The 21407-nt window shown below is 65.9% G+C and carries 20 protein-coding genes, 1 tRNA gene and 1 other RNA gene; 9 read left to right on the top strand and 13 right to left on the bottom strand.

The features are described 5' to 3' along the window. Positions 1 to 103: 103 nt before the first annotated feature. From ACYVN4_RS16235 to ACYVN4_RS16220, 4 genes are all read right to left on the bottom strand, one after another. Complete coding sequence (locus tag ACYVN4_RS16235) at positions 104 to 811, bottom strand: hypothetical protein (protein ID WP_460721820.1); 708 nt, start codon at positions 809 to 811, stop codon at positions 104 to 106. 211 nt (positions 812 to 1022) lie between these two features. Further along, positions 1023 to 1727, bottom strand: coding sequence for a hypothetical protein (locus tag ACYVN4_RS16230; RefSeq protein ID WP_460721818.1), 705 nt, complete (start codon positions 1725 to 1727; stop codon positions 1023 to 1025). Between the two features lie 161 nt (positions 1728 to 1888). After that, a complete protein-coding gene (locus tag ACYVN4_RS16225) occupies positions 1889 to 2590 on the bottom strand; it encodes a hypothetical protein (protein ID WP_460721816.1) in 702 nt (233 codons plus the stop codon). 114 nt (positions 2591 to 2704) lie between these two features. Then, positions 2705 to 3280 (bottom strand): HhH-GPD-type base excision DNA repair protein, encoded by a 576-nt coding sequence (locus ACYVN4_RS16220; RefSeq protein ID WP_460721814.1) that lies wholly within the window; start codon positions 3278 to 3280, stop codon positions 2705 to 2707. A gap of 77 nt (positions 3281 to 3357) precedes the next feature. On the opposite strand from ACYVN4_RS16220, the gene ACYVN4_RS16215 reads away from it, so the two are divergent. Then, entirely contained in the window at positions 3358 to 4212 is an 855-nt protein-coding gene (locus tag ACYVN4_RS16215; RefSeq protein ID WP_460721812.1) for a methyltransferase domain-containing protein, read from the top strand. Positions 4213 to 4273: 61 nt separating this feature from the next. On the opposite strand, the gene ACYVN4_RS16210 is transcribed toward ACYVN4_RS16215, so the two are convergent. Together ACYVN4_RS16210 and ffs are read right to left on the bottom strand one after the other, a co-directional pair. Then, a complete protein-coding gene (locus tag ACYVN4_RS16210; RefSeq protein ID WP_460721810.1) occupies positions 4274 to 5563 on the bottom strand; it encodes an aminotransferase class I/II-fold pyridoxal phosphate-dependent enzyme in 1290 nt (429 codons plus the stop codon). Between the two features lie 167 nt (positions 5564 to 5730). Then, positions 5731 to 5825: signal recognition particle sRNA small type (ffs, locus tag ACYVN4_RS16205), an RNA gene on the bottom strand. A gap of 101 nt (positions 5826 to 5926) precedes the next feature. On the opposite strand from ffs, the gene ACYVN4_RS16200 reads away from it, so the two are divergent. The 3 genes from ACYVN4_RS16200 to ACYVN4_RS16190 all read left to right on the top strand — a co-directional run bounded on the left by ACYVN4_RS16200 (position 5927) and on the right by ACYVN4_RS16190 (position 8006). Further along, the gene (locus ACYVN4_RS16200; RefSeq protein WP_460721808.1) at positions 5927 to 7027 is read left to right on the top strand and encodes a hypothetical protein; all 1101 of its coding nucleotides are present in this window, start codon (positions 5927 to 5929) and stop codon (positions 7025 to 7027) included. Between the two features lie 54 nt (positions 7028 to 7081). Next, positions 7082 to 7167 (top strand) — tRNA-Ser (locus ACYVN4_RS16195). Positions 7168 to 7235: 68 nt separating this feature from the next. Continuing rightward, positions 7236 to 8006 (top strand): helix-turn-helix domain-containing protein, encoded by a 771-nt coding sequence (locus ACYVN4_RS16190; protein ID WP_460721806.1) that lies wholly within the window; start codon positions 7236 to 7238, stop codon positions 8004 to 8006. Here ACYVN4_RS16190 and ACYVN4_RS16185 read toward each other — a convergent pair. Further along, entirely contained in the window at positions 7942 to 8532 is a 591-nt protein-coding gene (locus tag ACYVN4_RS16185; RefSeq protein ID WP_460721804.1) for an alpha/beta fold hydrolase, read from the bottom strand. The two genes, ACYVN4_RS16190 and ACYVN4_RS16185, sit on opposite strands and share 65 nt — an antisense overlap. Further along, on the bottom strand, positions 8520 to 9959 hold the full coding sequence (locus ACYVN4_RS16180) for a WS/DGAT/MGAT family O-acyltransferase (RefSeq protein WP_460721802.1): 1440 nt from the start codon (positions 9957 to 9959) through the stop codon (positions 8520 to 8522). The genes ACYVN4_RS16185 and ACYVN4_RS16180 overlap by 13 nt, the downstream gene beginning before the upstream one ends. Positions 9960 to 10056: 97 nt before the next feature. On the opposite strand from ACYVN4_RS16180, the gene qcrB reads away from it, so the two are divergent. Then, complete coding sequence (gene qcrB / locus ACYVN4_RS16175) at positions 10057 to 11706, top strand: cytochrome bc1 complex cytochrome b subunit (RefSeq protein ID WP_460721800.1); 1650 nt, start codon at positions 10057 to 10059, stop codon at positions 11704 to 11706. A 132-nt stretch (positions 11707 to 11838) separates the two neighbouring features. On the opposite strand, the gene ACYVN4_RS16170 is transcribed toward qcrB, so the two are convergent. After that, entirely contained in the window at positions 11839 to 12048 is a 210-nt protein-coding gene (locus tag ACYVN4_RS16170; RefSeq protein WP_460721798.1) for a DUF397 domain-containing protein, read from the bottom strand. 393 nt (positions 12049 to 12441) lie between these two features. Between ACYVN4_RS16170 and ACYVN4_RS16165 the strand changes: the two genes are divergently transcribed. The 3 genes from ACYVN4_RS16165 (at position 12442) to ACYVN4_RS16155 (ending at position 14883) form a co-directional block, all read left to right on the top strand. After that, complete coding sequence (locus ACYVN4_RS16165) at positions 12442 to 12939, top strand: DUF309 domain-containing protein (protein WP_460721796.1); 498 nt, start codon at positions 12442 to 12444, stop codon at positions 12937 to 12939. A 98-nt stretch (positions 12940 to 13037) separates the two neighbouring features. Further along, positions 13038 to 14009 carry a tRNA glutamyl-Q(34) synthetase GluQRS gene (gene gluQRS, locus ACYVN4_RS16160; RefSeq protein WP_460721794.1) on the top strand — a complete coding sequence of 324 codons (972 nt, stop codon included), beginning with the start codon at positions 13038 to 13040 and terminating at the stop codon, positions 14007 to 14009. 58 nt (positions 14010 to 14067) lie between these two features. Next, entirely contained in the window at positions 14068 to 14883 is an 816-nt protein-coding gene (locus ACYVN4_RS16155; RefSeq protein ID WP_460721792.1) for an RDD family protein, read from the top strand. A gap of 87 nt (positions 14884 to 14970) precedes the next feature. On the opposite strand, the gene ACYVN4_RS16150 is transcribed toward ACYVN4_RS16155, so the two are convergent. Continuing rightward, positions 14971 to 15561, bottom strand: coding sequence for a DUF4190 domain-containing protein (locus ACYVN4_RS16150; protein WP_460721790.1), 591 nt, complete (start codon positions 15559 to 15561; stop codon positions 14971 to 14973). A 76-nt stretch (positions 15562 to 15637) separates the two neighbouring features. On the opposite strand from ACYVN4_RS16150, the gene ACYVN4_RS16145 reads away from it, so the two are divergent. Beyond that, entirely contained in the window at positions 15638 to 16405 is a 768-nt protein-coding gene (locus tag ACYVN4_RS16145) for a queuosine precursor transporter (protein WP_460721788.1), read from the top strand. 20 nt (positions 16406 to 16425) lie between these two features. Here the strand turns inward: ACYVN4_RS16145 and tgt are convergent, their stop codons facing one another. From tgt to ACYVN4_RS16130, 3 genes are read right to left on the bottom strand one after another with little or no spacing between them, the layout of a single operon-like run. Continuing rightward, the gene (gene tgt, locus ACYVN4_RS16140; RefSeq protein WP_460721786.1) at positions 16426 to 17685 is read right to left on the bottom strand and encodes a tRNA guanosine(34) transglycosylase Tgt; all 1260 of its coding nucleotides are present in this window, start codon (positions 17683 to 17685) and stop codon (positions 16426 to 16428) included. A gap of 12 nt (positions 17686 to 17697) precedes the next feature. Then, a complete protein-coding gene (locus ACYVN4_RS16135) occupies positions 17698 to 19665 on the bottom strand; it encodes an ABC transporter ATP-binding protein (RefSeq protein WP_460721784.1) in 1968 nt (655 codons plus the stop codon). Continuing rightward, positions 19662 to 21395, bottom strand: coding sequence for an ABC transporter ATP-binding protein (locus ACYVN4_RS16130; RefSeq protein WP_460721782.1), 1734 nt, complete (start codon positions 21393 to 21395; stop codon positions 19662 to 19664). The genes ACYVN4_RS16135 and ACYVN4_RS16130 overlap by 4 nt, the downstream gene beginning before the upstream one ends. Positions 21396 to 21407 lie beyond the last annotated feature (12 nt).

Raw genomic sequence — 21407 nt, 5'->3', positions numbered from 1 at the left:
GCACCGGCGCGCCGACACCGACAGGATTGAGCTCACCCCGATTACAACGAACCCCCGCCCACCAAGGTGGACGGGGGTCGATACACAGTGCGCAGTCGTGAAATTACTTCGGCGCGACGATGTGCGGCTGATTGATCGTCACGAAGTAGTTGTACGCGGCGGCGATGGCGACCGGCGCGGTCACGAAGAGCTGACCGGCAATGGTGCCCAGGAAGCCGACGGTCGCGGCGCCGAACAGGCAGCCGCCCAGCGGGCCGAGGCCGAACAGCGTCGCCAGCGCGCCGGTGGCGACCAGACCGACACCGATACCCAGCACGCAGCCGACGGCCGCGCCACCCAGGCCACCGACCAGGGTGCCGATGGTGGCGCCCGTGGCGATGGTGTCCTTCATGCGGTTCCAGGCGGCCTGCTCGCGGTCGTAGTCCGACTTGAACGGCGCCTGATCCTCGTAGGGCAGGTTGACGTCCTTGGCGACCGGCGCATAGGTCGCGTGATCCATGTCGTACTGCGGGGTCAGCGTCGCGGTGTGATCGGCGATGTCCGCGGCGATCGGGAAGGTGAAGTCGTCGACGCGGAACGACAGCGGCAGACTCGCGACCACATTGCCGTTGGCGGCCTTGATCTGGAAGGTGTTGTTGTTGTCGACCACCATCGAACCGGCGTCCGTGCGAATGACGGCATTGGTGTCGGAGGTGGTAGCGGCGTAATCGATGACGCCGTTGTCGGCCGGAGCGGCATTGACGGTGCCTGCGGTAACGCCCATGGCGGCCGCCACCAGCGCCGCGGTCACGGCGAAATTCTTGAAGCGCATTTCTTCTGTTCCCTCATCAAGGCAGGTCCGTAGGTGTGGACCGCATGATCGAAACGCGCCGAGACTAACGAATTGTGTCCACCGGGTACTGCTTCGGTGAACTCTCCAGAATTGGGAAACCCGCCCGACCGAAAGGCCGAGCGGGCTGTCCCGATGAGGTAATGCTGATTCTATAGAGCCCCTTGCTCTTTCGGGTCGCCTTGCAGATCGCTTACTTGGGGGCGATGTGCGGCTGGTTGATGGTGGTGAAGTACTGGATCGCGGCGGCGATGGAAACCGGCGCGGTGATCAGCAGCTGACCGGCGATGGTGCCGAGGAAGCCGACGGTCGAAGCACCGACGAGGCAGCCGATGATCGGACCGGCACCGAACAGCGCGGCGAGCGGGGCCGAGGTCAGGGCACCGACACCGAAGCCGAGGACACAGCCGACGGCCGCGGCACCCAGGCCACCGACCAGGGTCGCGATGGTCGCGGCCATGGAGATGGTGTCCTTCATGCGGTTCCAGGCGGCCTGCTCACGGTCGTAATCCGACTTCCACGGAGCCTGATCCTCGTACGGCAGGGCGACATCCTTGGCGACCGGCGCATAGGTCGCGTGATCCATGTCGTACTGCGGGGTCAGGGTCGCGGTGTGGTCCGAGATGTCCGCGGCGATCGGGAACTCGAAGTCGTCCACCCGGAACTTCAGGGGCATACCGGCGACAACGTTGCCGTTGGCGGCCTTGATGACGAAGTTGCCGTTCTCGACGACCATCGCACCCGCATCCGTGCGGATGATGGTGTTGGTGTCGGTGTTGGTGGCAACGTAGTTGATCGGAGAGTTGTCGGCGGCCGGAGCCGCGTTCACGGTACCGGCGGTGACGCCGAGAGCGGCGATAACCAGTGCGGAGACCGCGGTGAAATTCTTGAGGCGCATGTGTTTTCGAGATTCCTCTGGCAGATGAACAGATGCGTCCCAGGGGAACATTGTCAGGTGTGTCCCCTGGGACGCTGTTAGCGAAACCGGCCTATACAAACGCCGAGTGGCTGGCCGGGGCACCTACGGTTAACCTTTGCCCATCGGTTGCCGAAGGTGATCTACTTCGCAGGTGTGAACGGCTGATTGATAGTTGTGAAGTACTGCACCGCAGCGGCAATGGCGACCGGGGCGGTCACGAACAACTGCCCGGCGATGGTGCCCAGGAAACCGACGGTCGACGCGCCGATCAAGCAACCCGCCACCGGACCCACGCCGAACAGGGTGGCCAGCGGGGCCGTCGCCGTCGCGAAGACCACGCCGCCCAGGACGCAACCGAGCGCCGCGCCACCCAGGCCACCGGCCAGCGTGCCGATGGTCGCGCCTAGGCTCACGGTGTCGCGCAAGCGGTTCCACGCAGCCTGTTCACGGTCGTACTGGGACTTCCACGGGGCCTGATCCTCGTACGGCAGCGCCACCGGCTTGTACACCGCGTGCGACTCGTCGAACTGCGGCGTCAGGGTCGCGGTGCGATCGGCGACCTGCGCCGCGATCGGGAACTCGAAATCGTCGACCCGGAACGACAGCGCCGTTCCCGCGACCGTGGTTCCGTCGGCCGCCTTGATCTTCAGCGCGCCGTCCTCGACCACCAGGGAACCCGCGTCGGTGCGAATGACCGCACCGGTATCGGTGGCCTGATTGGTCCAATTGATAACACCGGGACCGGTTTCGGCCGCGGCCGGGGCGGCGTAAGCGGTACCGGCCGTTACGCCCGTCGCGGCGATCACCAATGCCGCGATCCCGGCGAATTTCCTCATCTGCATTTTACTTACTGCTTCCACTGCCCGAAATGAACTGTCGGCGGCAAGCATTAAGCAACCTCACAGGATTCTGGAGGTTAAAAACCAGCTTGATTCGATCGGGCCGGGTGGAACCGGTTACTTCTCCTTGGCGGCAGCCTTGGCCTGCTTCTTGAATTCCCTTACCTGGGTGAGGGATTCGGCGTCGGTGACGTCGGCGACCGAGCGGCGCGAACCGTCCTCGCCGTACGCGCCCGCGGCCTCCCGCCAGCCCTTCGCGGTCAGGCCGCGCTGTTTGCCCAAGAGTGCCAAGAAGATACGTGCCTTCTGGTCACCGAACCCGGGCAGCTTCTTGATCCGCTTCAGCACTTCCTTGCCGTCCGGATCACCGTCGGTCCACAGCGCCGAGGTTTTGCCGTCGTAGTTCTCCTCGATGTAGCGGGCCAGTTCCTGCACCCGCCGCCCCATGGAACGGCCGTAGCGGTGGATGGCCGGCGGCGTCGAGGCCAGCTCCTCGAATTCCTCGGGATCGGCGGCGGCGATCTTGTGGATATCGAAGCCACCCATTCGATCGGCGAGTTTCCACGGGCCACGGAATGCGTGCTCCATCGGAAACTGCTGATCCAGCATCATTCCGACCAACAGGGCGAAATCATCGGTCGAAAGCAGCTCGTCGGCATCGGATTCCTGCGCAATACACAGCGTGCGGCTCATGCGTCGATCATCCCATTCATCGTGCGTTGCCGTGACACGGGTCACCCTTTCCGCGTCGAGTGACTAGGCTTCGGGCCATGCCCGACACCATGGCTAATTCTTCAGTACGAGCCGTGCCGCAACCTGGCACCGGGTCCGGACTGCGACCGGACCGTTTCGACCGTGATGGACAAGACCAGCTCGTCGACGTCAACGATCTACAGGCAGCCCTGCCGGGCATCCGGCGGCTGCGCAACTGGGCCCATGAGGCCCTGGCCACCCGATCCGGCGAGAGCGCCGTCGATATCGGATCCGGCACCGGATCCGAAGTGCTGACCCTCGCCGACCGGGTCGGCCCCACCGGCACCGCGCTCGGCGTCGAGCCCGACCCGGACCTGCTGTTCGCCGCCGAACGCCGGGCGACCCAGGCCGGATCCGGCGCCAAATTCATCAGCGGCGACGCCTACGGCCTGCCCGTCGGCAGCGAAAGCTTCGATGTGGCGTTGTGCGAGCGCGTCTTCGGGCACCTGACCTCCCCCGCCCGCGCGGCCGGTGAGATCGCCCGCGTGCTGCGCCCCGGCGGGCGCGTGGTGGTCATGGACAGCGACTGGGGTACCGCCATCGTGCATCCCGGCGACCGGCACGTGGTGCACGAGGTCATCGAGACCATGATCGCCGGAACCACCAACCCCTTCGCGGGCCGCCGCCTGAGCGGGCAGCTCACCGCGGCCGGACTCGTCGTCGACGACATCGCGTCGCACGCGCTGATCCAGGACGGTGGTGTCGGCGCGGGCGCGCTGGTCGCCCGCGTCGCCGATCGCGCGGTCGCACGCGGTTCCATCAGCCTGCGCCAGCGCGACCAGTTGCTGGCCGATCTGGAGGCCGGTGCGGCCAGCGGTGACATTCACCTGTCGGTAACCATCTTCGCGGTACTGGCACACAAGCCCAGCTGACGCGGAAACGTAAGAGGCGCGCACCGTTTCGGGGTGCGCGCCTCTTATTTCGTTGTAGCCCTTACGCGTTCATGAGCTTCTCGGAGGCGGCCAGCAGCACGCAGGTGGCCAGGCCGTCCATCGCCTTCTCCAGTTCCGCCGTGGACGGGAAGCTGGGGGCGATGCGAATGTTCTTGTCCTCCGGCTCTTTTCCATACGGATAGGACGCTCCGGCGGGGGTCAGCGCGATGCCCGCCTCCTTGGCCAGCGCGACCACCTTGCTCGCGGTGCCCTCCAGCACATCCAGGCTGATGAAGTAGCCGCCCTTGGGCTCTGTCCAGGACGCTACCTTGGACGCACCCAGGCGATCCTCCAGAATCCGCAGCACCAGTTTGAATTTCGGCTCCAGGATCTCCCGGTGCTTCTGCATGTGCGCCCGGACGCCCTCGGCGTCCTCGAAGAAGCGCAGGTGCCGCAGCTGGTTGACCTTGTCCGGGCCGATCGTCTTCTTGCCCAGGTGCTTCAGGTACCACTCGACATTCGCGGTGGAGGAACCGAAGAAGCTCACGCCCGCACCCGCGAAGGTGATCTTCGAGGTGGAGGCCAGCACGAACACCCGGTTCGGGTGCCCGGCCTCCTCGGCCATGCCCAGCACGTCCAGCACCGGCTCGGCGGTGTCGGTGAGCGGGTGTACCGCGTACGCGTTGTCCCAGATCAACCGGAAGTCCGGCGCGGCCGTCGGCATCGAAACCAGTTCCCGGGTCACGGCTTCGGAGAAGGTGATGCCGGTCGGGTTGGAGTAGTTGGGCACCGCCCACATGCCCTTGATACTCGGGTCCGAAGCCACCAACTCCGCGATCAGATGCGTGTCCGGGCCGTCACCCTTCATCGGGATCGGGATCATCTCGAAGCCGAGCGCCTCGGTGATGGCGAAGTGGCGGTCGTAACCCGGTACCGGGCACAGGAACTTGAGCACCGGCTCGTCGATCCAGCGGCGCACCGAATCCGCGTTGCCGTGCAGCATGGAGAAGACCAGCAGGTCGTTCATGATCTCCAGGCTGGCATTGTTGCCGGCCAGCAGGTTCGAGACCGGAATGTTGAGCAGCTCACCGAAGATGGCGCGCAGCTCCGGCAGGCCGTGCAGGCCACCGTAATTGCGCACATCGGTGCCGTTGGCGTCACGGTAGTCGGCAACGCCCGGCAGCTCGAGGAGTTCCTGCGAGAGGTCCAGCTGCTCGGGCGAGGGCTTACCCCTCGTAATATCCAGCGTCAGCTTTTCGGTCTTGAGCTTCGCGTAGTTCGCGGTCTGCGTCTCGTGTTCCGTCACGAGTTCCGCATGGCTCATCAAACCGAATTGCGTCTGCCGAGGCATCTGACAGCCTTTCCAAGGGCGTGGATTCTTGTCGAGGTTTGCGCCCCCCACTACTCGAACACGGGAGGCGCGAACCCAACCGCCCACGTTACTAGGACGCCCCCGGGATTCCGCAGGGATATACGGACTCTGCGCACACCAGACCGGAAGTGCGCTCCCCACAAAAAGAAAGGGGACCCAGCGCACCCGGCAGAGCCCGTTGACCCTTGCTGCCTTCCGGCCCTGGGGGAGTTCACAGGATGCGCGCCGCGCTGGATCCGTCGGCCAGTGTAGCGGCTCACCGCGCCCACCGCCGCCCGGGGTCGATACGATGCCAGCGACATGCGGGGTGACCCCGCTCGATTCCGGAGGGGAAAGAATCAGATGACGAGTTCCGATCCAGGACAGGGCGGGGCGCACGACCCGGCGAAGGCGCAGGAGACCGCGCAGTGGTGGGCCACCGCGCCCACCGGAACCGAGCCCGGCCAGCCGGTCCAGGGTGCGGACCCGACCATGCTGAACTACGGAACGTCCGGCATGCCCGGCGCCTACACCCCGCCCGCCCAGCCGATGCCGCCCGCCCAGTCCGGCGGCGGTTACCCGCAGCAGGCGATGCCCGTCGGCTACCCCCAGCCGCCGGTCTCCGGTGGCTACCCGCAGCAGCCGATGGACGCGTTCGCGCAGCAGCCCGCGCCGGTCGGCTACGCGCAGCCGATGTCCGGCGGCTTCCCGCAGCAGCAGTTCACCCCGCCGCCCCCGGTCCCGCCGGTCGGACCCGGGTACGCCTACCCGACACAGCCGCCCCGCTCGGGCGGCAACAAGACCGGCTTGATCATCGCCGCTGTCATCGGTCTGGTGGTCGTCGTCGGTGCGGTCATCGGCATCGTGGCGTTCTCGGGCAGCAGCGGCGGCGGTGGCGGCGCCAAGAAGGACGCCGGCAAGTACACGATGAACGGTGTCACCAACGGCTGCACCGTGATCGACACCTCGGTGCTGAGCAAGTTCGCCGCCAATTCCAAGGGCACCCCCGAGCACTCCGAGACCAAGCCCACGGATTACTCGGGTGGCCGCTTCGACTGCCGCGCGGGCAACGAGGAGACCACCAAGCCCGACAAGTACGGCTCTACCAACACCAACACCGCCGACCTGACCCTCAATGTGTCCTTCCTGAGCGGTGCGTCCAGTGCGTACAACCGCGCCGAGTACGACATGTGGAAGACCTCCGACACCGGCACCACCGGCAGCGGCCGCACCTCGGGTGACCTCGCGGGCATCGGCGAAGCCGGGTACTGGGTGTCCAAGTCCGACGACTACACCTACTTCACCACCACCGACTACACCTGCGCGGTCAAGGACGACAACGCCTCGGTCAAGATCAACTTCCGACTGACCATGTACAAGGGCAAGGACGTCAGCAAGGACGATCTGGCCCAGTCCTGCAAGGACCAGGTCCGCAAAGCACTCACGAATGTGACGAAGAAGTAGCCGCCGACCACGGCATTTGCTTCGAGCGGGGGTATACCCGGTATATTGCTCGACGGAGGATTCGCCTAGTGGCCTATGGCGCTCGCCTGGAACGCGGGTTGGGTTAACAGCCCTCAGGGGTTCAAATCCCCTATCCTCCGCAGAGACGGCCCCGGTTGGAAGCTCACGCTTCCAACCGGGGCCGAGTTCGTTTCACGAAACAGGTTGCATGGACCCCGATTTCACCATCGATGCGCGGCTGGACACCTTCGTCCGCTGGCTGCGGGCGCGACGCGGGTGGACCCGGGTACGCGCCGCCAAGGAAGCCAATGTGGGGCTGGCGACCTACCGCAAGGTCGAGCGGGGTGAGACCGCGGGCTACGGCGAAGTCGCGCTCGAGGGCATCGCGGATTCACTGTGTGACAACGAACACGAGCGGGCGCATCTGTGGGCGCTCGCGGGTCGCCCGGAATTCTCCGCCGCGCAACGCGTGGTCTCCGCCGTCGGATCCATCCACAAGATCATGCGACAGTTCGACGGGTTCCCGGCGGGCTGGCTCACCGAGGGCTGGAAGATCGAGCTGGCCAATGACCGCTTCCGCGAGCTCTACCCGGGCATGACCGAGGCGCCGTCGGTGCCCGAATGGGTGTTCTTCGATCCGCGCGCCCGGCTCGTCTGCCCGGACTGGTGGCGGGAGGTGGAATCACTGGTCGGGGTGTGCCGACACCTGCTGACCGACCCGTACACGCGAGACAAGATCATCCCGCTGCTCGAGGCGCTGCGCAGATCGCCGGTCTTCCGCCAGGTGTGGGCGTCGGGAATCGTGTACACCCAGCGACCCTCGCCCTTCCGCCGGGTCTGGTCACCGGTCGACGAGACGACCATCCTCTACGAGGAATTCCTGCTGCCCACCATGGCGGGCGGTGTGCTGATCCTCACCATTCCCGCGGACGAGACCGAGGTCGCGGAGCTGGACTGGGGTGTGCGCCGGTATCGGTGAAGCCGGTATCGATGAACCGGCGGATCAGCGCGGGGTCGGCCGCGCCCTCGAACCGCAGTGTGGGAGCGGTGATATCGGGGAGCATCACTGTTAGATCGTCGCGATAGAGCAGACAGCGCACCGCGGCCGATGTCCGGGCCGAATCCGGTTCCGGGACAGCCGCATCGGTGTCACCGAGCAGCAGGGCGCGTACCCGCGCCGGGCGCTGCAACGCCATGCGCTGCGCGACCATGCCGCCCTGGCCGTGGCCACCGAGGACGACCCGGTCCACCCCGAGTGCCTCCACCAGGTCCCATCCGTCGCGGGCCAGATCCCACAGTGTGTACTCGGCCTCGATCTCCACGGTCCGGCCGTGTCCGCGCGAATCGATGGTGATCACCCGATACTCCGGCGCGAGTTCGCGGCGCTGTACCGCCCACATCTCCGAATCGCGGAACAGGTCGTGCAGCAGCACCAGCACGGGACCGTCGCCGCCGGTGTCGCGGTAGTGCAGCTCGGTTCCGTCGAAGGTGGTCACGGTCGGCACGAATCCGGTCCTTTCAGCGATTCCCCCTGCGCCGGTTCGGCTTCCCGACGCAGCGCGTGGACGGCCTCGTCCACCGCCGACTCCAGCAGCGCGGCATAACCGTCGAGGTCGGCCACCACCGCGGGGTCGGCGTACACCGAGATCGTGACGGTGTCGCCGAGGCCGTGGACACCGTGGGTCAGGTGCATGACCGCGCCGAGGGCCGGGAACCCCGCGGTGAAACGCACCGCGCCACCGCCGAATTCGAGATCCGCGGCACCCCGGTCGACGCTGGAGAGCACGGTGTGGCCCGAAACCCGGTCCGGGAGTATGTCGAGGCGGGCCTGGGCCACGTCGCGGTGCAGCAGTGCGGCCGGGAGGACCGCGGTCACGGCATCCTGCGCGTCCTGCAGCGGATGCGCGGCGCGCTCGCGGCGGGCGGCCAGGTCGGCGGCAATGCGGTCGGCGCGCTGCGGGAGCGGTTCGGCCACGGCCAGATCCACCGACAGGTCGCGGTAGCCGTTGCGGGCGGGCCCGACCATCGCCATGGGCACCTGGGCGCGGAGTTCGGTGACCGGCTCGCCACGGTCGCGCAGGTAGCGCTCGAGCGCCAGCGAGACGGCGGTGAGCGCCACCACCGTCACCGAGCGGCCCGGCGCGCGCAGCCGATTCCGGTCGCACACCAGCATTCGCACACCGTGCGTTCGGGGCATGGCGCCGCCACCGTTCAGGACGTTCGGTTCGACATCGGGGGCCGGTGGCGGGAGCAGTCCGGCGGCCGTGAGCTCGGCCAGCCGACGCTGGGCGTGAGCGGCGCCGAGACCGCGAACCACGGTGCGGGCCATACCGATTGGGAAGACCGGTATGGCCGAGATAGCGGAGAGGGCGCTCAATACTGCTTCCCGGACGGCTCCCGGCACGAGGCCACGGGCAACCCGGGACAATGCACCGGCGTCGCGGGCTGCCGGAAATTCGCTGCTACTGAACAACGCTCGTGCGATGGCCGCGGCGCGGCGGCCGTCGGCCAGCGCATGGGATAGCTGCAGCACCGCTACCGAGGCGGACTCACCGGTAGCGAATCCCGGGGCTTCCCGGACATTTCGGAAGATGTGCAGCCGCCACGCGCGGTCGTTCGCGCGTAAACCCGTGCCCAGCAGCGCACCCACGGCGGCCGTGACATCCGTCCAGGTCTCCACCCGGTGCGAATGATCGACGAACTGGTCATTCGTGAATTCGCAAGGCGCCCAAATCGGATACGCAATGTTTGCAGGAGTGTCCAGCACGTGTACCAGCAAATCCGGAATATGCGCGACCCGGTTCGCCACCGCCGCCCGCAGTTGCTCGGTGTCGCTGCCGGTGCCGTCGAAGCAGTACAGCAGGTACAAGTCGTTGCGGGTGCGCGCGGACAGCCAGTACATGGTCGCGTCGCGGGCAGCCAGGGAATTCACCCGATGACCCTAACGAAAGTCCCCACGACGCAGCCGCACTGGGTGCTACCGTTTGTAGTAGAAGCCTTTTCACTGTCCCGGGGGCGGGGTGACCGCAATGGCAACCACGGCACATCGATCCAAGACCGCCGTTCGACTGGCGGCGCAAGCCAATGAGGCGGATGAGCGGTACCGGGGTGCCGCATTCCTGAAACGCTCGATCAACAAGGTCTTTCCGACCCACTGGTCGTTCCTGCTCGGCGAAATAGCGCTCTACAGCTTCATCATTCTGCTGCTCTCCGGCGTCTATTTGACCTTGTATTTCGATCCGTCCATGCAGGACGTCACCTACAACGGGTCGTATCAGCCGCTGCGCGGGGTCACCATGTCCCGCGCCTACGAGACCGCGCTCAATATCTCCTTCGACGTGCGCGGCGGACTGTTCGTGCGCCAGGTACACCATTGGGCGGCACTGCTTTTCACCGCATCGATGATCATCCACATGTGCCGGGTCTTCTTCACCGGCGCGTTCCGCAAGCCCCGCGAGGCCAACTGGGTGATCGGCGCGCTGCTGTTCATCATGGCCATGTTCGAGGGCTTCTTCGGCTACTCGCTGCCCGACGATCTGCTCTCCGGCACCGGTCTGCGGGCCGCCTTCGCCGGAATCACGCTGGGCAGCCCCGTGATCGGCACCTGGCTGCACTGGCTCATGTTCGGCGGTGACTTCCCCGGCACCATCATCATTCCGCGCCTCTATATCGCGCACGTGCTGCTGCTGCCCGGAATCATGCTGGCGCTCATCGGTGTTCACGTCGCGCTGGTCTGGTATCAGAAGCACACCCAGTACCCGGGGCCGGGCCGCACCGAGAAAAACGTGGTCGGCACCCGCATCGTGCCGGTGTTCTCGCTGGACCAGGGCGCGTACTTCGCCTTCACCCTGGGCGTGCTGGCACTCATGGGCGGGCTGCTGCAGATCAATCCGATCTGGAATCTGGGGCCCTACAACCCTTCTCAGGTCTCCGCCGGCACCCAGCCCGACTTCTACATGATGTGGACCGACGGGTTCCTGCGCCTGTTCCCGGCCTGGGAGATGTACCCGTTCGGGCACACCGTGCCCGGGGCGTTCTCGGTGGCGCTGTTCATGCCGCTGATCTTCACGCTGATCATCGCCTACCCGTGGATCGAGAAGCGGCTCACCGGCGATCGCGCCCGGCACAATCTGCTGCAGCGACCGCGCGACGTGCCGGTGCGCACCGCGATCGGGGCCATGTCGCTGAGCTTCTACCTGATTCTCACGCTAGCCTGCGTCAACGACATCATCGCCTACAAGTTCGACATCTCCCTCAATGCCACCACCTGGGCCTTCCGCATCGGGCTGCTGACCATTCCGCCGCTGGCCTACACCATTGCCTACCGGCTGTGCCTGGGCCTGCAGCGCAGCGACCGCGCGATTCTCGAGCACGGCATCGAAACCGGTGTGGTGCGCCGACTTCCACACGGTGAGTACATCGAGGTGCATCAGCCGCTCGGGCCGGTGGACGAGCACGGACATCCGATTCCCCTCGAATACCAGGGCGCCAAGGTGCCCCGGAAGATGAACGAACTCGGCATCGCCGGGCGGCCCGGCACGGGCGCGTTCTTCTTCGCGGACCCGGCGCAGGAGCAGGAGACGAACGTGGCCAACGACCGCGAGGCCGAACACGCGCAGCTGGCTGTCTTGCGCCAGGTGCAGGAGGGCGCCGCGGGCAACGGGCATCGGCCCGACTAGGCCGACAACCCCGACTGGGCCTCGACCGCAAAGCGAAGCCCCGAGTCTCCGGGACTCGGGGCTTCTGTTTTCTCCCGGCAGCAGCTGGTCAGGTTGGGGCTGAACAGCGCAGAGGGTCTAGCGGAGGGCCGGTCAGGCCCGCTTGAACTCTCCGTCGGAGACGCCGGCTACGAAGGCATCCCACTCGCCGGGGGTGAAGGCCAGGATCGGCCCGTGGCCGGAATCCTTGCTGTCACGGACAGCGACATTGCCGTCACCGAGAAATGCGACCTCGACGCAGTTGCCGTTGGGGCCGCTGTGTTTGCTCTTGCGCCAAACGGCGCCTGTGTAATCCACCTTCACGGTACTAGCTCCTTTGTTGCGGTCAGGCTCGAGCTCTTGCTGGCATCGATCTTGGTGACCTCGGGATCCATCGAGAATGGCGAATCCCTGGTGCGCCACAGGCCGCACGCAAACGCTCCGTACAACCAGTTCTCTGCACTTCGCGATGGGAATGCACCCCCGATGGCCGTTCCCGCGCTAAACACTAGCAGGGTTCGTCATAAGGAGATCGCATTCTTTCGTTTTCAATCAGCAAATTTGCGGCAAGGTTAGCCAGCTAATTATTTGCGCTAAATTAGCCCAATTTGAGGCTTTTCAATTTCAGAAGTCTGAATTCCGTTACCTCGACATTCGCGCATCCACCGGCAAACTCCGTGTCGGCCGGGACCCCCGCCATGGGGAATCATGGGGGACATGCCCGAGCAGCCACCGGATGAAACCGGACGAGACCGCGACGACAACGGACGCGCCCGGAATGCCCGACCTCGTGACCGTTTTGGGCGACCCCTCCCCTTCGGCAGTCCGGGTATCCCGCGCATACCCGACGATCTCGACCTACCGCCCGCCGACACCCTCGACTACGCCCAGCAACTGCTCGATGCCGGCCTCGCTTTCAACGCGCACGAGGTACTCGAGGCCGCCTGGAAGAACGGTCCGTTCGCGGAGAAGTCGCTGTGGCAGGCCCTCGCGCAATTTGCCGTTGGACTGACCCACATTCAACGGGGAAATCCGAAGGGGGCTCGCACCCTGTTGGAACGCGCGACACAACGCCTTTCCAGCTACGGAGCGGCACCCTACGACATCGACTCCCCCGGGTTGATAGCCCTCGCCCAGGGCCTGCTCACCATGCTCGAGCAGGGAAAACCCATTTCCGAGAAGGAGCTTCGACCGCAACTCACAATCTCGCACTGAGTTCGCAAATCGGCTATCCACCCACACTCGGTGTGTGCGCCCGCAAGAATGCGAAGGACCAGGGGCACTGCGAAGCGTGCGAACTACCATCGACAAACGTGCCCGCCGAACCCGCCACAGCAAAGGCCGAACCCGCTCCAGCAAAGGCCGAGACCGGCCCCGGATCCGGCCGCTTCGCGCCCAGCCCGTCGGGCGATCTACACCTGGGCAATCTGCGCACCGGGCTGCTGGCATGGCTGTTCGCCCGCTCGACCGGGCGCGGATTCCTGCTGCGGGTCGAGGATCTGGACCGGGTGAAAAAGGGTGCGGCGCAACGACAACTCGAGGACCTCGCGGCCATCGGACTCGACTGGGATCCGCCGGTGGTGTGGCAGTCGCAGCGGCTGCCGCTGTACGAGACCGCTCTCGAACGCCTGACCACGGCCGGGCTGACCTACGAATGCTTCTGCACGCGAAAGGAAATCCAGCAGGCGGTGACCGCACCGCACGGCCCGATGGGCGCCTACCCCGGGACCTGCCGGAATCTGACCGAGGCACAACGGCGGCAGCGCCGGGCCGAAGGCCGCCCCGCCGCCCTGCGGTTGCGCGCGGAGGTCACCGAATTCACCGTCACCGACCTGCTGCTCGGTGAATACCGCGGCGCGGTGGACGATCTGGTGCTGCGGCGCGGCGACGGCACCCCCGCCTACAACCTGGCCGTCGTCGTCGACGACGCCGAGCAGGGCATCGACCAGGTGGTGCGCGGCGACGACCTGCTGCCCTCGACCCCGCGCCAGGCGTACCTGGCGACGCTGCTGGGCCTACGGGTGCCCGAATACGCCCATGTACCACTGGTATTGAACCCGGCCGGGCAGCGCCTGGCGAAACGCGACGGCGCGGTCACCCTGCGCGATCGCATCGAACTCGGCGAAACCCCGGCGCAGGTGCTGTGCGCGCTCGCCGCATCGCTGGGCTACAGCGATGCAAAGACGCCCTCGGACCTGCTGAAACGATTCCGACCGGACACCCTGCCCCGCGAACCGTGGCGACTCGACCCTAACGGCTTGTTGCAACCCAGTGCGTGTCCGTAACGTACGCACTCGACCAGATCGACCAGATCCCGAACGAATTCGACGAGGACGGCGAACAATGACGAGCGGTGGGTACGACCCCAACCAATATCCGCAGGGTGGCCAGCCGTATGGGCAGCAGCCTTACGGGCAGCAGCCCCAGCAGCCGTACGGTCAGCAGCCGCAGCAGCCTTACGGTCAGTCCGACCCCTATGGGCAGTCCGACCCCTACGCGCAGCAGCCGCAGCAGCCCTACGGCCAGCAGTCGGATCCGTATGCGCAGCAGCAGCCTTACGGTCAGCAGCCGCCGTCGTACGGACAGCAGCCCTCGTACGGACAGCAGCAGCCGTCGTTCGGGCAGCAGGATGCCTACGGCCAGCAGCAGCCCTACGGTCAGCAGCCGTACCAGCAGTTCCCGGGCGGCAACCAGCCCGGTTACGGCGCGGGTGGCTTCGGCGGCTCGCAGCCGGGTGACCTGTGGACCCGTTTCGGCGCGCGCGTCATCGACTGGTTGATCGCGGGCATCCCGTCCTCCATCATCGCCGGAATCGTCGGATTCGCGATGGGCGGTGGCTTTTTCGCCAATATCGTCGAGGTCGTCCTGATCTACGCGGGCATCACCGCCTACTTCGTGCTGATGGAGACCCAGATGGGTGGCCAGACGCTCGGCAAGAAGATCCTGAGTCTGCGGGTCGTCGGACCCGGCGGCGCGCCGATCGATCCGCGGACGTCGTTGATGCGCAACATCTTCGTCCCGATCAACATCATCTACTGCCTCGGCAACCTGGCCAGCCTCGGTCTGATGATCTACATCGCGATCACCATCGAGCAGGACCCGAACAAGCAGGGTTGGCACGACAAGTTCGCGGGCGGCACCCAGGTGCTCAAGGGCTGACACCCGGCCATTACGGCGAATGGGGCGCATCCGTGAGGATGCGCCCCATTCTTTTGCGGCACAGTCGCTTTGCCGGGCCGACCGACACTAGTAGGTCGAGTGCCAGTTTCCGGCGATGATGAGGATCAGCAGCAGCCCCACCCCGAGGACGGTGCCGATCGCACCGATCCAGATGCCGCCCAGCGCCAGGCCCCGACCCTGCTGCTGCGGATTGTTCTTGACCTGGTTGAACGAGACGATGCCCAGCACCAGCCCGACGATCGAAACCACCGGAATGAAGATGCACAGGAACAGGCTGGGCAGGCCGATGATCGACACGACCAACGAGGCGATGGCCAACGAGTTGGTCTGCTGTGCCGGCGCGCCGTACCCGTAGGGCTGGTACCCCGGGTAGCCGTACCCCGGGGGCTGTTGCTGCCCGGCGGGCGGATATCCGGGAATCGGATTCGCCTGCGGCGGAGTGTAATTCGCCTGCGGCGGCGGATAGTTCGGATACACCGGCTGCGGCGGCGGGGTCATCGGCGGATTCTGATACTGCGGGGCGGAGGTGTAGCCCGCCGGGGGCGGCGTCGGTTGCTGGGGCGCCGGTTGGGGTGGCGCCGTGGGCGGGGTTTCGGGCGCGACGCCCTCACCTCCGTACTGCTTCCACCACTCGTCGGAATCACCGGGATTCGTCATTCGCTCAGCCTAAGCTGTGAATCCGGAAGACACCCACCGGTCCGTGTGTATCGCTCCAGGCAGGGATACTTTCCGCGTGAGTGATACGAAAACGGTCGACAGCGACCGATCTGGACACCCCACGCCGGAACACGCGAGCTTCGCGGACGCGGCTGGGGGCTATTTCACACCGGTGGCGGTCGCCTTCACGGCGGTGCTGCTGATTTCCAATGTGTGCGTCGCCAAGGGCGTGCAGTTCTTCTCCGGACATCACCTGTCCTTCGGCCCCGTCACCGTGCTGCCGCTGACGCTGGACGGTGCGTTCTTCCTCTTCCCGCTCGCCTATGTCATCGGCGACATCCTCAGCGAGGTCTACGGCTTCCGCGCGACCCGCCGCCTGGTCTACTACGGGTTCGGCGCGCTGCTGCTGATGATCGCCTGCTTCCAGATCGTCATCAAGCTGCCCGGCAACGACAACCAGAACGCCCAGTCGTTCGCCGATGTCCTCGGCCATACCCCGCAGCTGGCCTTCGCCGGAATCGCCGGATACTTCGTGGGGCAGTTCCTGAACTCGGTCACCTTGGTGCTCATCAAGGAAAAGACCAAAGAGAAGCACCTGTGGGCCCGGCTGCTCGGCTCCACCGTGGCGGGCGAGATCGGTGACACCCTGGTGTTCTGCTCGATCGCCGCCACCGCCATCGGCATCAACACCTTCGGCGACTACCTCAACTACACGATCGTGGGCTTCCTGTGGAAGACCCTCGTCGAGATGTGTGTGCTGCCGATCAGCTACCGCTGCATCGCGTTCCTCAAGAAGCGCGAGCCCTCGTACCGCCCGCGCGAGCGCTCGGCCATCTACGAGTAGGGGTTTCGGCGCGGTTGTGTCTAATCCGCCTGCAGCCCAGGGGCTTTGATGCGACCGCGCCAGCGGCCCAGAAAATCCGTCTTGTAATCGTCGAAGTAGCCGCCGTCCAGGCTTTCCCGGACGCGATCGACCAGGCGCACCGTGAACCGCTCGTTGTGGATGGTGCAGAGCGTGGCCGCCAGCATCTCCTTCGCCTTGAACAGGTGATGGATGTAGGCGCGGGTGTAGTGCGCGCAGGTGTAGCAGTCGCAGGTCTCGTCGATGGGCGCGAAATCGCGCTTGAACCGGGCGGTATTGATATTGAACCGGCCCTCGTCGGTGTACATCGCCGCATTGCGGGCCACCCGTGAGGGATTCACGCAGTCGAAGGTGTCCGCGCCGTGCTCCACCGCGGTGAAGATGTCCTCCGGCTCACTGATGCCGAGCAGATGCCGCGGCTTGTGCTCCGGCAGTTCGTCGCAGCACCAGCCGACGATGGTGCCCAGATTGTGCTTCTCCAGCGCACCGCCGATGCCGTACCCGTCGAAACCCGTCCCGGCCTCGCCGCGCAGCGCCTCGAGATCCCGACATGCCTTGCGGCGCAGGTCTTCGTACTGCGCGCCCTGGATCACCCCGAACAGCGCCTGATACGGCTTGTGCGAACGCGCCGCGGTGAGCCGCTCGTGCTCGTCGAGGCAGCGCTTGGCCCAGCGCCGCGTGCGCTCCAGCGATTCTTCCTGGTAGCCACGGGTATTCATGAGCGTGGTGAGTTCGTCGAAGGCCATCATGACGTCCGCGCCCAGCTGATGCTGGATGCCCATGGACACCTCCGGCGTGAACCGGTGCTTGGAGCCGTCCAGGTGGGAGCGGAAGGTGACGCCGTCGTCGTCGACGTGCGCCAGCCGCTCCTTGCCCTTGGCGATCACATCGTCGTTCTGCACGCCGACGGATTCCATCGCCAGCACCTTCTTGAACCCGACACCCAGCGACATCACCTGGAACCCGCCGGAATCGGTGAAAGTGGGCCCGTGCCAGTTCATGAACTCGGCCAGGCCCCCGGCCTCGTCCACGATGTCCGGGCCGGGCTGCAGGTAGAGGTGATAGGCGTTGGCCAGCAGCGCCTGCGAACCGAGTTCCTTCATGGTCTCCGGCAACACGGCCTTGACCGTGGCCTTTGTACCGACGGGCGTGAAGGCGGGCGTGGCAATCTCCCCATGCGGGGTACTGATCACGCCCGTCCGACCATGCCGACCTTCCAGGCGGGTACCGACCTTGAACGAGAACTCGGAGGCAGAAGACACCGAGTCATCCTCTCAGCCCTTGCTGAGCGCCACCGCGTCCGACTCCGGATCGTCCACATTGTTGCCCTCGCCATCGGTGATGGCGGCGGCGAACTGGGCGTTGTAGAGCCGGGAGTACGCGCCCCGGGCCTCGAGCAGCTTCGCGTGCGTGCCCTGCTCGACGATGCGGCCCTTCTCCATCACCACGATGGTGTCGGCGTCGCGGATCGTCGAAAGCCGGTGCGCGATCACGAAACTCGTGCGATCCCGGCGCAGCGCCGCCATGGCGTGCTGCACCAGCAGCTCGGTGCGGGTGTCGACCGAGCTGGTGGCCTCGTCCAGGATCAGGATGGACGGCTTGGCCAGGAACGCCCGCGCAATGGTGATGAGCTGCTTCTCACCGGCGCTGACGCCGGAGCCCTCCTCGTCGATGACGGTCTCGTACCCGTGTGGCAGCGCGTGCACGAACCGGTCCACATACGCGGCGCGGGCGGCCTCCAGGATCTCCGCCTCGGAGGCATTCGGATTGCCGTAGGCGATGTTCTCCTTGATGGTCCCGCCGAACAGCCAGGTGTCCTGCAGCACCATGCCCATGCGCGAGCGCAGGTGATCACGGGTGATGCGGGTGATGTCCACCTCGTCGATGGTGATCGCGCCGGAATCCACCTCGTAGAACCGCATCAGCAGGTTGACCAGCGTGGTCTTGCCCGCACCGGTCGGACCGACGATGGCCACCACGTGCCCGGGTTCGGCCACCAGCGAGAGGTTCTCGATGATCGGCGTCTCCGGCTCGTAGCGGAACGACACGTCCTCGAACGCCACCCGCCCGCGATCCAGCGGCCGCGCATCCTCCGGATCCGGATCCGCCGTCTGCTCCTCGGCGTCCAGGATCTCGAAGATCCGCTCCGCCGAGGCCACACCCGACTGCAGCAGGTTCATCATCGAACCGATCTGGGTGAGCGGCTGGGTGAATCCGCGCGAGTACTGGATGAACGCCTGCACCTCACCCAGCGACAGATTGCCCGACGCCACCCGCAGGCCACCGACCACGGCGATCAGCACGTAGTTCAGGTTCCCGAGGAACATGATGGCGGGCATGATCAGGCCGGAGATGAACTGCGACTTGAACGACGCGTTGTAGAGCTTGCCGTTGGTCTCGTCGAAATGCTCGCCGACCTCGCGCACGCGACCGAAGGCGCTGACCACCTCGTGACCGGTGAACGCCTCTTCGACCTGAGCGTTCACCTCACCGGTGAGCTTCCACTGATCCACGAAGTGCGGCTTGGAGCGCTTGGCGATCTGCGCGGTCACGATGATCGCCAACGGCACCGTGAGCAGCGCGATCAGGGCCAGGATCCAGGAGATCCAGAACATCATGATCAGGATGCCGATCACCGACAGCACATTGATGATCAGCTGAGACATGGTCTGCTGCAGCGTCTGCGCCATATTGTCGACGTCATTGGTGACGCGGGAGAGCACATCGCCGCGCGGCATGGAGTCGAAGTAGCGCAACGGTAGTCGGTGCAGCTTCTCCTCGATCTGGGCGCGCAGCCGCTTCACGGTCCGGTTGATCACCAGGATCAGCAGCTGGGCTTCCAGCCAGCCGAACACCGCCGCGCCGATGTAGAGCGCCAGCACCCAGGCCAGCACGTGGCCGACCGCGGTGAAATCGATTCCGGTACCGGGAATCACGTTCATGCTCGAGAGCATGTCCGCGAACGTGGTGTTGCCGCTGGCGCGCAGCCCCTCGACCAGCTCGTCCTTGCTGTGGCCCGCGGGCAGCTGCTTACCGACCACACCGTCGAAGATGAGGTTGGTGGCCTTGCCGAGAATCTGCGGGCCCAGGGTATTGAGCACCACCGAGCCGACGGCCAGCAGGAACACCGCGACGAGATACGCCCGGTCGGGCGCGAGCATGCGCAGCAGGCGCTTGAGCGACGGGCCGAAGGACTTCGCCTTGGCGTCCGGCGCACCGGGATTGACCGCTCCGGGCCTCATCGCACCTCCTCCGCGCTGAACTGCGACTCCACGATCTCGCGGTACTCGTTGCAGTCCCGCATCAGCTGGTCGTGGGTGCCGATCCCGGCCATTGCGCCGTCCTCCAGCACCACGATCTGATCGGCATCGCGGATCGTCGAGATCCGTTGCGCCACAATGATGACCGACGCGTTCGAGGTCTCCGGCTTCAAGGCGTCACGCACCCGCACATCGGTGGAGACGTCCAGCGCGGAGAAGCAGTCGTCGAACAGGTAGACGCGCGGCTTGCGCACCAGCGCACGGGCGATGGCCAGGCGCTGCCGCTGCCCACCGGACACCGTCGTACCGCCCTGCGCCACCGGCGTTTCCAGGCCCTGCGGCATCTCCCGCACGAAGTCCGCGGCCTGCGCGATCTCCAGCGCGTGCCACAACTCCTCGTCGGTGGCATCCGGCTTGCCGTAGCGCAGATTCGAGGCCACCGTTCCGGAGAACAGGTACGCCTTCTGCGGCACCAGGCCGATTTCCGAACGCAGCGCCTCCAATTCGAGGTGGCGCACATCGGTGCCGCCCACGTACACCGCACCGTCGGTGACATCGATGAGCCGCGGAATCAGATTGATCAGCGTGGTCTTACCCGCGCCGGTCGCGCCCACGATGGCGGTGGTGGTGCCCGGCGTGGTCTGGAACCGGATGGCCCGCAACACCGCCTTCTCCGCACCCGGGAACTTGAACTCCGCGAACTGCAGGTCCACCGTGCCCGGATCGCCCAGGAACGGTTGCGGCTGACGCGGTTCCGCCACCGAGGACTCGGTGTCGAGCACCGCGCCGATGCGCTCGGCCGACACCGTGGCGCGCGGGGCCATCATGGCCAGGAACGAGGCCATCATGACCGCCATCAGAATCTGCATGATGTAGGCGAGCATCGCGGTCAGGGTGCCGATCTGCATCTCACCGTTGTCGATGCTGTGGCCGCCGAACCAGATGACGCCGACCGTGGTCACGTTCGAGATGAGCATGACCATCGGGAACATCAGCGCCATGTACTTGCCGACATAGAGCGACTGCTCGGTCAGCTCGGTATTGGCGACCCCGAAACGCGAGGTCTCCTGCCGCTCCCGCACGAACGCGCGCACCACCCGGATACCCGTGATCTGCTCGCGCAGTACCCGGTTCACCGCGTCGATGCGCTCCTGCATGCGCCGGAAGCCCGGCACCATGCGGCTGATGATGAAGGCCATCGACAGGCCCAGCGCCGGCACCGCGATGAGCAGCAGCCACGACAGCTGCATGCTCTCCTTCAGTGCCATGAAGATGCCGCCGATACACATGATCGGGGCCATGACCAGGATGGTGGCGCTCATCAGCACGAGCAGCTGCACCTGGCCGACGTCATTGGTATTGCGCGTGATGAGCGACGGCGCGCCGAACACGCCGACCTCTCGCGCGGAGAAGGTGCCCACCCGGTGCAGCAGGGCGGCGCGCATATCGCGGCCCGCGCCCATGGCCGCCTGCGCACCCAGGTACACCGAAACCCCTTGGGCGACGATCTGGATGGCGGTGACCAGCAGCATCCAGCCGCCGGTGGACCAGATGTAGCCGATATCGCCCTTGGTGACGCCGTTGTCGATGATGGCGGCGTTCAGCGTGGGCAGATACAGCATGGCGATGACCGAGATCAGCTGGAGCACGACGACCCCGGCCAGTTGATTGCGATAGGGCCAGAGGAAGGTGCGTAGAAGTCGGATCAACATGATGTTGGCAGG

It is taken from the genome of Nocardia heshunensis (genome assembly GCF_054782115.1).
This window is presented reverse-complemented; position numbering and strand designations above follow the sequence as displayed.

Coding starts and splice junctions, on each gene's coding strand:
- ACYVN4_RS16235 (WP_460721820.1), bottom strand. CDS start 811: ATGCGCTTCAAGAATTTCGCCGTGACCGCGGCGCTGGTGGCGGCCGCC.
- ACYVN4_RS16230 (WP_460721818.1), bottom strand. CDS start 1,727: ATGCGCCTCAAGAATTTCACCGCGGTCTCCGCACTGGTTATCGCCGCT.
- ACYVN4_RS16225 (WP_460721816.1), bottom strand. CDS start 2,590: ATGCAGATGAGGAAATTCGCCGGGATCGCGGCATTGGTGATCGCCGCG.
- ACYVN4_RS16220 (WP_460721814.1), bottom strand. CDS start 3,280: ATGAGCCGCACGCTGTGTATTGCGCAGGAATCCGATGCCGACGAGCTG.
- ACYVN4_RS16215 (WP_460721812.1), top strand. CDS start 3,358: ATGCCCGACACCATGGCTAATTCTTCAGTACGAGCCGTGCCGCAACCT.
- ACYVN4_RS16210 (WP_460721810.1), bottom strand. CDS start 5,563: ATGCCTCGGCAGACGCAATTCGGTTTGATGAGCCATGCGGAACTCGTG.
- ACYVN4_RS16200 (WP_460721808.1), top strand. CDS start 5,927: ATGACGAGTTCCGATCCAGGACAGGGCGGGGCGCACGACCCGGCGAAG.
- ACYVN4_RS16190 (WP_460721806.1), top strand. CDS start 7,236: ATGGACCCCGATTTCACCATCGATGCGCGGCTGGACACCTTCGTCCGC.
- qcrB (WP_460721800.1), top strand. CDS start 10,057: ATGGCAACCACGGCACATCGATCCAAGACCGCCGTTCGACTGGCGGCG.
- ACYVN4_RS16165 (WP_460721796.1), top strand. CDS start 12,442: ATGCCCGAGCAGCCACCGGATGAAACCGGACGAGACCGCGACGACAAC.
- ACYVN4_RS16155 (WP_460721792.1), top strand. CDS start 14,068: ATGACGAGCGGTGGGTACGACCCCAACCAATATCCGCAGGGTGGCCAG.
- ACYVN4_RS16150 (WP_460721790.1), bottom strand. CDS start 15,561: ATGACGAATCCCGGTGATTCCGACGAGTGGTGGAAGCAGTACGGAGGT.
- ACYVN4_RS16135 (WP_460721784.1), bottom strand. CDS start 19,665: ATGAGGCCCGGAGCGGTCAATCCCGGTGCGCCGGACGCCAAGGCGAAG.
- ACYVN4_RS16130 (WP_460721782.1), bottom strand. CDS start 21,395: ATGTTGATCCGACTTCTACGCACCTTCCTCTGGCCCTATCGCAATCAA.